10 protein-coding genes are annotated in these 11,426 nt (G+C 53.3%); 5 read left to right on the forward strand and 5 right to left on the reverse strand.

Annotated elements, in window-relative coordinates; genetic code table 11:
- A partial coding sequence (locus tag GX117_14730; protein ID NLO34582.1) for a hypothetical protein occupies positions 1-189 on the reverse strand: 189 nt, incomplete at its 3' end.
- A 172-nt stretch (positions 190-361) separates the two neighbouring features.
- Here GX117_14730 and GX117_14735 point away from each other — a divergent pair.
- Entirely contained in the window at positions 362-1,768 is a 1,407-nt protein-coding gene (locus tag GX117_14735; protein NLO34583.1) for a hypothetical protein, read from the forward strand.
- Between the two features lie 8 nt (positions 1,769-1,776).
- On the opposite strand, the gene GX117_14740 is transcribed toward GX117_14735, so the two are convergent.
- The gene (locus tag GX117_14740) at positions 1,777-3,063 is read right to left on the reverse strand and encodes a Gfo/Idh/MocA family oxidoreductase (GenBank protein ID NLO34584.1); all 1,287 of its coding nucleotides are present in this window, start codon (positions 3,061-3,063) and stop codon (positions 1,777-1,779) included.
- Positions 3,060-4,232, reverse strand: a complete 1,173-nt coding sequence (locus tag GX117_14745) for an amidohydrolase family protein (protein NLO34585.1) — start codon at positions 4,230-4,232, stop codon at positions 3,060-3,062. The genes GX117_14740 and GX117_14745 overlap by 4 nt, the downstream gene beginning before the upstream one ends.
- Before the next feature lie 265 nt (positions 4,233-4,497).
- Between GX117_14745 and GX117_14750 the strand changes: the two genes are divergently transcribed.
- Together GX117_14750 and GX117_14755 are read left to right on the forward strand one after the other, a co-directional pair.
- Positions 4,498-4,971, forward strand: a complete 474-nt coding sequence (locus tag GX117_14750; GenBank protein ID NLO34586.1) for a tetratricopeptide repeat protein — start codon at positions 4,498-4,500, stop codon at positions 4,969-4,971.
- Between the two features lie 203 nt (positions 4,972-5,174).
- Positions 5,175-6,617, forward strand: a complete 1,443-nt coding sequence (locus tag GX117_14755) for a hypothetical protein (GenBank protein ID NLO34587.1) — start codon at positions 5,175-5,177, stop codon at positions 6,615-6,617.
- 105 nt (positions 6,618-6,722) lie between these two features.
- On the opposite strand, the gene eda is transcribed toward GX117_14755, so the two are convergent.
- A complete protein-coding gene (gene eda, locus GX117_14760; GenBank protein ID NLO34588.1) occupies positions 6,723-7,370 on the reverse strand; it encodes a bifunctional 4-hydroxy-2-oxoglutarate aldolase/2-dehydro-3-deoxy-phosphogluconate aldolase in 648 nt (215 codons plus the stop codon).
- 277 nt (positions 7,371-7,647) lie between these two features.
- Between eda and GX117_14765 the strand changes: the two genes are divergently transcribed.
- Together GX117_14765 and GX117_14770 are read left to right on the forward strand one after the other, a co-directional pair.
- A complete protein-coding gene (locus GX117_14765) occupies positions 7,648-9,021 on the forward strand; it encodes a VCBS repeat-containing protein (protein ID NLO34589.1) in 1,374 nt (457 codons plus the stop codon).
- 205 nt (positions 9,022-9,226) lie between these two features.
- On the forward strand, positions 9,227-10,474 hold the full coding sequence (locus GX117_14770; GenBank protein NLO34590.1) for a hypothetical protein: 1,248 nt from the start codon (positions 9,227-9,229) through the stop codon (positions 10,472-10,474).
- A 39-nt stretch (positions 10,475-10,513) separates the two neighbouring features.
- Here the strand turns inward: GX117_14770 and GX117_14775 are convergent, their stop codons facing one another.
- Positions 10,514-11,095 carry an ATP-dependent Clp protease proteolytic subunit gene (locus GX117_14775; protein ID NLO34591.1) on the reverse strand — a complete coding sequence of 194 codons (582 nt, stop codon included), beginning with the start codon at positions 11,093-11,095 and terminating at the stop codon, positions 10,514-10,516.
- Positions 11,096-11,426: the final 331 nt, after the last annotated feature.

An 11,426-nucleotide genomic window follows, 5' to 3' on the forward strand; every position in this document is an offset into this window, starting at 1 on the left:
GTCCTCAGTAATGGCTTGATTGATCCGCGCCGTGTCGCTGCCCTCAAAATCGTTGGGCGTGACCACGGCATAGCTAGATTGCCGCGGGGACGCTCCCGCCGCCGGTGCTTCTTCCGCGTCCATGACAGACGCTGCCCCGTACACCAAAACAAGAACCAAAGCCATACAAAGACCATGAAGCGATTTCATAATAATACCTCCAAATCGTTTTCTTCCATAGTACAGGAAAGGGCGCTTCTGTTTCGATAGCAGCATCTTCGTGAATTGTCTTTTCTTGAATTCCGAAATCGAATCCGTTACAGTGGTATTTTGACTCGTAAACCTATTGTTTATTCTCGTTAAAGCAAAAAGGAATCTTTCCATGAACCCATCATACCGACTGCCTCTTTTCGGCGTTTTAATCTTTATGCTGAGTTTGTCGCTGCTCGTACTTCCTGCCGTCGCAGAACCCGCCCTCTTTAAAGTAGGCCGCGCACAGCAGTGTATCACGCCGCCCTTGGGCGTGCAATTGGCAGGCTATTTCCACATACGCGAGGCGAAATCGGTATACTCCGATCTTTTCGCCCGAGCGGTCGTCATCGAAAGCGGCAATCAGCGTGTGGCGCTCGTCTCCTGCGATTTGATCAGTATGACAGGCGATGTGAGCGATCCCGCCAAAGCGCTCATCGAAGCGGAATGCGGCATTCCCGCAGCGAACATCATGATTTGTTCGACCCACACCCACACAGGTCCTGAGATGCGCAGCGTTTCGAATATGAAACGCGATGAAGAGTGGACCGCCGCTTTGCCCGGTCACATCGCCGCTGCCGTAGCCGCTGCCGATAAGAACAAAGTACCCGCCACCTTACACGCCGGCACAACCGAAGCAACCGGATATAGCTTCAATCGTCTGTTCCGCCTTGAAGACGGCTCGGAAGTTTTCGGTCGCGGCAACGCCGGCAAAAAAGCCGTATTGGGCACAGCCGGTCCCATCGATCCCGAATTGCAGACCCTCTCCGCCCGAGACGAAGAGGGCAACCTCATCGCGTTGATGGTTAATTTCGCATTACACCCCGACGTCATCGGCGGCGGCAGTGCAGACTTCATTTCCGCAGACTGGCCGGGGCTCTTGGGAGACACCATCGCTTCCGTATATGGAGACACGGTGGTCACCCTCTTGCTCCAAGGCACCTGCGGCGACATCAACCACCACACCCATGATAAAACCGCGCTGCCCACAGGCGGTCCCGCCAAATCGCTTCAGCTCGGCCGTGCCCTCGCCGGGGCCGCCATGGTCGCCTTAGAGCGCGCCGAACCCATGGAAGACGCGTCCTTGTCGGTCATGACCAAGATTGTCGATATCCCCTATTACACGCGGGATGAAGCCTTTTACAAAGAGATCGAAAAACTGGAACAGAAAGAAAAACCGGGCGACATGGATAAATCTATTATCCGACGCGGACGCTCGTGGCCCCATGACGGCGAAATCGCCCCGGTGCCCGTACAGGCATTGCGTATTGGCGACCTTGGCATGGTCGCTCTGCCCGCAGAAATATTCGTGCGCATCGGTCTCGAAATTAAAGAATGGTCAATCGCGCCCCATACCTTCATTGTCGAATTAGCGAACGATCGCGTATCCACCTATGTGCCCTTCCCCTACCAGGCGGAGCGAGGCGCCTACGGCGAGAAACCCATCCTCTCGCGCTGGCTCGACGGCGACGCCGGACGCTTTATGGCAGATACCTCCATCGAATTGCTGTACAGCTTGTTCCGAGAAAAGAGCAACTAAGAAGCGCCTTATTGCTGCTCCAATACGCTATCGCTGAGCAAGGGATCCGGGACGACCTCAATGGGGAAGTCCCGGCCCAAGCTATAATCGGAAATATCGATGATGCGGGAATTTTTTTCTACAGACTCGTAGCCCGCCATGAGCACCGCGAGGGTGTCCCAAGCCAACATGCTCCCTGATTGAGGATATCGTTCTGCATCTAACGCACAGCGCACAGCATCATCCAATTCATTCACATAACCGTGCACACGAAATTGTCCGGGACTGGGATGGGAGCTGCCCTGCGCCGTCGGCAGTTTCTCTCTCATGAGTACCTGTCCTGCCACATCACCGTCGGGCAAGAATAATTCATGGGCGTCATTGGGATTGATGCGCATGTCATATTGTCCGAAATCGGCAATAACCGAAAATCGGTTGCGAATACCGCCGATACTCAGATCATGACCCGTTAGCTCCGCGACGGTGCCGTCTTCGAAGAGCACCGTGAGGCGCGCATAGTCATCCACACGCTGCATCACCCTGAAATGTTCGCCCGCCTTGGGCGCTTGATCTTTCAGCACTTGCAGCGCCGTCGCCGATACCTTCACCGGCCGTATGGGCGCACCTTCACGCAACATTCCTTCCATTTGCTTCAGATATAAAGCGGGTCCCAAGGGATGACAAGCCTTATTGAACAGCGCGCCGCCCCCGGACTTTTCCGGCGTGTCATAGGCGGGCGCGTGGGAACCTTGATGGGCACAGACCCCTTGCTGCAGTAAGATTTTCCCTTTGTCTTGAGGCTCCGCCTCACGCAGAAGCTGCATAAAAGCCTGCACGCCGTCCATATAAACGAAATTTTCCGCGTACAAAAGTTTCGAGCGCCCCGCCTCCACCATCTCCAGCACCTCATGAAAAGCGTCCATACTCTCCATTTTACGGGTCTCCGCATCGGCTTGACGCCCTTCCAAATAGCCCGGCCAGATGAGCGGCGGCTTTTCCAATACGATGACGGGCACCCCTGCACGCGCTGATTCCGCCACATAATCGGCATGGGCGTAATTGGCACAGGCAATACAATCGATATGAGGCTTCACCGCTTCCAACATCTCAGCATGCTCTTCAAAGGCGGCGGCAATACCATGACGCTGCGCAAAAGCCTGTGCGTTGCCAAGGTGCCCCGAAGTGATACCTGCAAGGTCAATGGACAAGTTGTTCTTATGCGGAATCATCTTTAATACGCGTGCCGTAAAGTCACCTGCGAAACCGGTGCCGCTGATGGTGACGCGGAGCCGACGTTCTTTGCTAATATCGGTCATGAGCGAAAAATTCCTCCAGCTAAGGTGAACTCAGGCATGGGAAAAGCCTGATCTTTTTTCGGCGCCTCACGATAAAAAGAAAACTCTGCCCTGCGACCCGGACGGGGCGGCCACAGGGGCAAGGGTACGCCCAACAGTCGCGCCGGTACACGGCTCGCCGCAGCAACCGCTTGCGCCATGGGTATCTCCACAGCTGCGGAAAAATTCACCACCCCTTCCGGAAGAAAGAGGCTGCTGCCCGCCAATAAATCGGTGCCGGAAAGACAAACCCGTCCGCTGCGTTTTAGCTCCACCGCCGCATCAAAGAGTTGGTATTTTCCCGGCTTCATCCCCGCGAGCAATACACTGTCCGACACGAGGATGATACGTTGGATGCCTTTGGCACGGAACAGCACTTTCAACAAATCTACGGGCAGATGCTCCAGATCGGCAATGAGCGAAACGTGGAGTCGATCATCGGCAAGCTGCGGCCACAAAGGATTTTGATGACGATGGATCAACGAGGCGAGCCCGTTACCCAGATGGGTGCATAAGCGAGCGCCCGCATCGGCAGCGGCGCGGATATCCTCCGCTTCCGCTTTATGATGACCCAGCGACACCGTCACTCCTTTTGCAGTGACCGCGCGGATAAACGCTAAAGCGCCACGCCATTCAGGAGCCAGCGTAACGTAAAGAATACGCCCGCCGCTGGCGCGGTGGAGCCGCTCAAAAAGCTTCAGATCCGGCGCACATACATGGGCAGCGGGATGAGCTCCTCGGGGGCCGTCCTCCGGCGAAATATGCGGGCCTTCAAGATGGATACCAGGGATATGCCGCGCTAATGCCGGGTCGCCTAAGGCTTCTCCCAAAACCCGGCACTTATGTTCCAGCGCCTCGGCACTGTCTGTGACCAAGGTGGGCACCCACCGAAATACACCGTGTCGGAGGAGCTGCTCATTAAGGCCGTGAACCATGTCCACCGTCAGCGCGCTGCTCTGCATGTCATAGCCGAAGGCACCGTTCACCTGTATATCAAAAAGACCGGGCATAAAAAGAGATTGTCCATCCCCCGCATCGGGCGTCCCATTCTTTGCAGGGCGCAGCCCATGAATCCGCCCGTCACGCAATTCAACATCTACCGTCTCAGTCTTACCCAAAAGTCTGCCGCGCAGAAGCATTGATTCTGACATGAAGCTGTAAATCCTTTCCATAAAGAATTGCGAAAGGGTACGCTTCCACAATTCATCCTCTTGTCTTCATGGTATCACACGAAGCCGGGCTATGCCGTCCCAATTCTAATAAATACACGGCAAAGTGGATTAACCTTAATAATTATTACGGGCTGCCCCTGAGGCACTCAATTTTATGGTATATTCATTATACAGGTCAAGGTATTCGAGACGCGTCGCTTTCGTTAAAAAAAGCGATGCCAGGAAAGAGAAGGAGTAATAGGATATGCGTGGAATCTTCAAGTACGGTCGCCGTTTTTTAAGAAATAGCGGTAAAGCAACCAAGCTTTTCCTAACACGGGAAATCGGCTTCTCAGAATACAGGACCCAATGCCGGCGTCATTATCAAGCGGCGATTCACGAAATGACGCGGCCCCCCGTTTCAGACCGGCGCAAAGCGGCCATCCGCTACCTGAACCAGGGCATACACTTTTACAACGAAAAACGCTACGCAGAGGCTTTAGCCGCTTTCGAACAGGCTGTTGATTATGATCCCCAGTACGGCCGTGCCCATCTCTATTACGGGAACACCCAATACAAATTGCATAATCATGAAGAGGCGCTCGCCTCGTGGAACTGCGTGGTACGCATGGAACCACATTCTGAATCGGGTGTAAAAGCGCAAGAAAAACTCGACACCGTTAGAAGCAAAGAAAAGCAGACAGTGCGCGAAATTCAAGAACACCTGCGCCGCGCCTAAGACCCTCCTATCTCCACATCTTCCCAATCCCGCATTACAGCCCACCGCGCAGAACATGCCTTATTTCTTTCTCTGCTCCTAAAGAGAATTTCATTTGCCTATACTGTTATACTTTTTAATGGTATACCCTGTTATACACAAGTGGAAGTATTCTTCAGGTGTAGTCTATCAACCGTAATTAAACAATTAAGAAGGAGCCGGTCATGTGTGAACAATGTACGCGTAGACAATTTTTTGGAATGAGTGCGCTCGGAGCCACCGGCAGCGTTGTGGCAGCGAATATGCTTTGGAATCATGCGTGGGCATCCCAAGTCCCCCCTGCAGCTCCCAAAGGCAAATCACCCATTTGTGTGATTTTCACCGGCGAACCCCGGCCCGACGATCGCGATTGGGGCGCCGATCAAAAGCAAATCCAAGCGGCACGGGCAAAGCTTAGCGAAGCCGAAGAAAAACTGGGTAATATCAAACTCTTCATCGGTGAATCACGATCCCCCGAAGAAACGGCAGTACTCATTGAAGCGGCCGGTGCCGATGCGCCTGTCCTCGCCATTAATGTATGCAACTTCGCCATGACCCGCGTCATTCAGCCCGTCTTGGATGCGGCACGGCCCATGCTCGTCTTCGCACTGCCCGCCAGCGGTCACGATTGGATGTATGTGCCCCGTTGGCACCGTGACGGACACCGTGTCTCGCTTCTGCCCACCGGCGATTATGATGAATTGGAACGTGCTCTCCGTATCCTGCGCGTCGTGCCCATGATGAAGAAGACCCGTGTCTTGCTCTTCCCGCCCGCCCAAGGCACAGCGGCGGCCTGCAACCCGCAAGAAGTGAAACGCATCTTGGGCGCAGACGTTGTCGCCGTAGAAGAAGCCCTCTTCGACAATCATATTGACAACGCCAATGCTGACGCTGTTCAAGAAGAGATTCGCGCATGGACACAAGGCGCCAAAGAAATTATTGAACCCAACGCCGACGACATCGAAAAGGCGGCGCGGGTCAGCGTCGCACTCGACGCACTCATACGGGAACAACAGGCGGACGGGCTCGCCATCGGCACCTGCATGGGATGGCTGCCCAAAGGGTTCCCTTGCCTCGGATTTACCCGTCTGCGCGATCGCGGCATTCCCGCGGCCTGCGAAGGCGATATGGACTCCCTCTTAACCATGCTGCTTTTCCAATACGCCTTTGATCTCGCCGGATTCCAAGGCAACGCCACCTTCGACACCTCACGCAACGCCTTATGGACTGCCCACTGCACAGCACCGCTGAAAATGGACGGCCCCGACAGTGAAGACGCGCCCTACCTGCTGCGCGGTCACTCCGAAGTGGGCGGAAGCGGCTGTGTTCCCGAAGTGCAGTATCGTCTTGGACAGACCATTACTCGCGCCAAATTCGTGGATTTGGAAACCATCCTCGCGTCCACAGGCACCATTATCGAAGTGCCCGAACGCTCCGTACACGGCTGCCGTACCCAGATCGTGACGGAGGTGAAAGACGCGGCGGCCATGTCCGCAAACTGGAGCACGGCCATCAATTCGGAAGATGCCATGACCTTGCTCCATCGTGTAGTCGTTTATGGCGATCATATAGACAGCCTCAAACACATGGCAAATCTCATGGGTGTGAAAGTGCTGATGGAAGGCTAAATTAAAACCTTCATTCAGGTGCAGGCAGCTCGGTCGCGCCGATGCAGACGATCCGCTGCCTGCGCCGCTTCCTCTCCCTCATCACACACAACCCGGGCAAAGCCCTTACAAGGCTTGTGTCAAAGAATGAACCCGTTGCACCGTGTCCCGCACAGCTGCGGCGATAGTCCCATAGTCACGCGCCTCTAAGGCGGCACGGGGAAACATCCACGTTCCTCCGCAGGCGGGCACATTGGGCAGCTGCAAGTACTGCGCCAGATTCTCCAAATTCACACCCCCTGTCGGCACGAAATACATATCGGGAAAGGGACCGCGCAGCGCGCTGAGCATGGCGGGGCCGCCGAGAAGGGAAGCGGGAAAAAACTTCACCGCTTCCAGCCCCATAGAACGCGCCCCCTGTACTTCTGTTGCTGTCGCCACGCCGGGCAGCACGGCGACCTTCGCTTCCAAGCAACGGGCCACAATCTTCGGATCGAAACCGGGACTCACAATAAAACGCGCGCCCCCGTCAATGGCGGCTTGTGCCTGATCCACAGATAAGACCGTGCCGGCTCCTACCAATATTTGGGTCCGTGTTTTCGCCGCCAGCGCCACCATCTTCAACCCATGCTCCGTTCGAAGCGTAATTTCCAGACAGGGCAAACCGCCTTCTAAAAGCGCATCGCACAGAGGCGTGACCATCTCAGGATCATCCAAACCGGGCAAGGCCGGAACGACGCGCTGCCCATGAAGCATTTTCAAAAGCGAATTCATGCCGCTATTCCTTTATTCGTTCTCTACCGTTATTACAGCCCTAGGACGCGAAGCAATCACGCCCGAAATAGAAACTGCTATTCTGTCCTCAAGCCCCTACTGTACCGTAATAATACCTCCCATTACCATTTCAACGCAGCCATTGAACACCGCCCTATCGCGACGCGTCCTCGTCCTCGTCCGGATGACGCTTACAAAGACCGAATTGCGGAATCCTCTTTAATTTTGTATGATAAGAAGTGCATATACACAACACCCTTATAAAAGGAAACATAACGTGAGCTGGATCATTTTATTAAGCTGCGCCGCACTTTCCGCGCCTGAACTTTATTCACTCCATACAGAAACCAATGTATGGGACGTGGCAGTCAGCGATTTAAATCAAAATGGCTTCAAGGATATCCTTGTCTTGTGCAGTGACGAAACCGCCGTACCCCTGAACAAATCGGTCTGTATCTTTTTGGCTGATACAGAGGGAGCCTACCCCGATAAACCATCCCTGCGCCTCCCCTTGCCCGAGGAAATGGGCGCTCTCTTTCTCGCAGAAGTGGATGGCACACCGCCCATCGAATTGGTCGCTGTTTCCGGATCAAAAGCGTGGGTCTACCAATTCGGCCCGTCAGGATTCAAGCTGCTCAAAAACCCGGCCTGCCCTTCCTTATATCCCACACGCAGCCGCGAACCGGTCTTCATCAAAGGCGGCGCTGTCGATTTAGACGGTGACGGGATAGACGAATGGTTGATACCCGTAGAAGAGGGCGTACAAATACGGACCCTCTACGAAGAGCATGCTGTCGTGACCTGCGACGTGGTCAGTGAAATGCGTTCCAGTGAAAGCATCCATATCATACACCGCCTGCCCGACATTCAAACATTTACCCTCGACCACACGCCCGTCAAAGGGCTTGCTTTTCTCAGCGATGAATACGCAGATTTCGCTTTCGGCAAAAATTGGACCGAACACCGACGTTTTCATCTGCCCCTGAACTTGGAGGAGAAATGGGATGCCTCCGCCGTACTGAAAGACATTAACGGCGACCAATTCCCAGACTTGATTATCACCCAGACCAGGGGAACGGTACGCATGCATGCAGAAACCCATGTCTATATAGCGCAAGAACCTTTCGTCTATCCCGACGAGCCTGACGCCGTCTTCTCTTGTAAAGGCGCTGTATCCAGTCCTGTTGTCATCGATGTGAACAGCGACGGCAATTTGGATTTGGTTTTTATTCGCATTCCTTTCGGCGTTAGCAATGTGATGAATTATTTCGTGCGCGGCAAAGTCGCCGCTCATGCAGAAGTCTATCTCTTCGAAGACAGCAAATTCTCAGACAAAGCCGATTATAAAACGACCATGACAGTAGACGCGCCCGAGGGCAGGTCACGGGTTGCCTATGTCTTCGGCGATTTCGACGGCGACGGACAGCTAGACGTCGCCTATGGCACCGGCGCAAAAACCTTGTCTGTCTACACCGGCGATCCCACGCGTTTCCTTTCAGCCAAACCAAGGCACAAATTCGATATCCCCGGTTACGGAAATGCCCACGCTGTCAACTTGGATAACAGAGGCTCGGAAGATATCCTTATCTTTCGACCGGGCAGTGATCTCAGCAAAAGAGTGGATATCCTCGTCTTTCAAGACGAGTCTTAACGGTTTCGCTTGTCCGCGAAGGGCGCCTGAGTTGACATTTCACCCTCAAAAGGGATAGCCTTAAAAGAGAGCGGAAAAGGAACCTAAGCGCTCTTCGGAGGAGCGCCTATAGCATCCCTGAGAAGGGATCAAGATGACCGACAATTCATCGCAAAGGCGTTGAATTTCTTCTGTCGTTTAGCATTCTGGAGCAGTAGTATGGGATATGATTGAGAGGATTACCGTTCTTGGAGGCAGCAGTGTTTATATTCCGGAGTTCTTGACTTCGTTGCTATCGCACCGCATGCTCATAAAAGAATTAGTACTCTTGGGACTTCCTGGCGAAAAACTCCCCATTGTCGCCGATTTTTGTCGGCGCATTATTGCGAAACACGGCTACGAAACCAAGGTAATCGCAGAAACAGATCCGGTCGCAGCCATATCCGGCGCCCAATACATCGTGAACCAAGTACGGGTGGGCGGATTAAAAGCACGGATGCGCGACGAGAAAACACCACCCCTCTTTGATATGTTCGGCTCGGAAAACCTCGGCGCAGGCGGAGTCATCAACCTCATACGAACGCTGCCCGTCGTGATGGATTTTGCGCAGATCATTGAAGCAACCAACCCCAAAGCGACGCTCATCAATCTGACCAATCCGGTGGGTCCCATTGTTGAAGCGCTCTTCCAAAACACCAAACTTAAAGTAGTGGGCATCAATGCCCTTCCAGCCATCTACTCGCGAAAAATCGCAGGCCTGTTAAATTGCGCTGTTGATGATCTGGAAGTCGACTACGTAGGCATCTACGATTTGGGCTGGATACAGAATATTAAGATAGACGGCTCCAGCAGGATGAAACAAGTTCTGGAACGAATCGAAGCAAGCAATGATGACGCCTTTGATCATGATATTATCCGACTCTTTCGGATGATCCCCATACGTGAAATGAGCGTCTATTTCAGACGCCACGAACTGCTCAAGGAACAGCAAAGCGGTTCCCACTTCCGCTCCGATATTTTATATGACGCAGAAAAACGGATTCTGAAAATGTACCGTAAACAGGACTTGAACACGGTTCCTGAGCTGACCCGACAACGAAACGCGCTCTGGTACGATTATACTCTTATCCCGCTCCTTCAAAAACTGGAATCCAACAAATCGACCACGGCGATTTTATGCGTCGCGAATAATGGAGCCATCACCGATCTACCCAAGAATTGCAGCGTAGAGATCCCCGTACGCCTTACTTCAAAAGGAATCAAAGCACGTAAAATAGGGATGTTGCCCCATTTCTTGAGGGGCATCTACTGCGCAATGAAAGAGAGTGACCGTCTCGCCATTAAAGCGGTACGGCACTGCTCCTACGAAAATGCCTTGCAGGCGCTGGTCGTCAATCCTTTCGTGCCCTCCTTGAAAAAAGCACAGGATTTCCTAGACCGGTGTATACGCCAAGAAGGCTTTAAATTCCGCTAAGCCTGTTTGAAGCACGCCGCACTGGCTAACAGCCCCGCATCAATCGATGTCGCCAATGTGACGGATAATTTTGTGGATCAGCTTGTATTCGAGGGCTTGCTCCGCATCCATCCAAAAGTTGCGGTCGCTGTCCTTCGAAACCTTCTCTTCCGACTGTCCCGTCTCTTGTGCAATTAAGGCGTTGATTCGTGTGCGGATCTTCAAAATCTCCATGGCTTCAATGCGAATATCGGCCGCTTGTCCGCCGGCACCGCCGCTAGGCTGATGAAGCAGAAAACGCGTGTTCGGCAACGAGAAGCGCTTATCTTTGTCGGCGCCCAACAAAATGGGCACCGCAATACTCGCCACCCAGCCGGCACCAATACCGATCACAGGCGACGCGACAAAGCGCATGACATCATGGATGGCATAGCCGGAATCAACATGACCGCCGGGCGACGCCACAACAACTTTGATGGGCTCATGGGACTGGGCGTCAAGGAGCAGCAAACGGCTGATAACATTTTCTGCCAGCTCCTGATCCACTTCACCCACCACCATCACCAAACGTGATTGCAACAGCAACGATGCCAGCCCATTTTCTTTATCTTTGCCCGGATCTTCTTCGCACTGAGCACGCATTGAGGTGGGGACTTGCTGGGGATTTAAAGGGTTATAATCGGAAATATTCATGGTTACTCCCGTAATTAGGTTGGAATCAAGTGAGAAAACACCGCGACTATATTGTGCCATGAACGATTTGAACAGATCAAGACATCCGCCCAATCGCCAGCGGATTCAAAGAAAAGCGGAGGGCGGATTCAAGGTTTAAATGCAACCGGTGCAAAAAAAAGAGGACATCACAGAGATCTTCGGTACAATAGTTCTGTTGAAACACCCGAAGGAGTCCATAATGTCCCACCACCATTTTACACGAGATGACCGTATAAAACTAGAAACACTTAAAAGCCAA

The organism is Candidatus Hydrogenedentota bacterium, from assembly GCA_012523015.1.
Classification (GTDB): Bacteria; Hydrogenedentota; Hydrogenedentia; order Hydrogenedentales; family CAITNO01; genus JAAYBJ01.

What these genes read in the sequence shown, in the direction of transcription:
- eda (NLO34588.1), bottom strand. Translation starts at nt 7,370, where the DNA reads ATGAATTCGCTTTTGAAAATGCTTCATGGGCAGCGCGTCGTTCCGGCC.
- GX117_14775 (NLO34591.1), bottom strand. Translation starts at nt 11,095, where the DNA reads ATGCGTGCTCAGTGCGAAGAAGATCCGGGCAAAGATAAAGAAAATGGG.
- GX117_14750 (NLO34586.1), top strand. Translation starts at nt 4,498, where the DNA reads ATGCGTGGAATCTTCAAGTACGGTCGCCGTTTTTTAAGAAATAGCGGT.
- GX117_14735 (NLO34583.1), top strand. Translation starts at nt 362, where the DNA reads ATGAACCCATCATACCGACTGCCTCTTTTCGGCGTTTTAATCTTTATG.
- GX117_14755 (NLO34587.1), top strand. Translation starts at nt 5,175, where the DNA reads ATGTGTGAACAATGTACGCGTAGACAATTTTTTGGAATGAGTGCGCTC.
- GX117_14770 (NLO34590.1), top strand. Translation starts at nt 9,227, where the DNA reads ATGATTGAGAGGATTACCGTTCTTGGAGGCAGCAGTGTTTATATTCCG.
- GX117_14745 (NLO34585.1), bottom strand. Translation starts at nt 4,232, where the DNA reads ATGTCAGAATCAATGCTTCTGCGCGGCAGACTTTTGGGTAAGACTGAG.
- GX117_14740 (NLO34584.1), bottom strand. Translation starts at nt 3,063, where the DNA reads ATGACCGATATTAGCAAAGAACGTCGGCTCCGCGTCACCATCAGCGGC.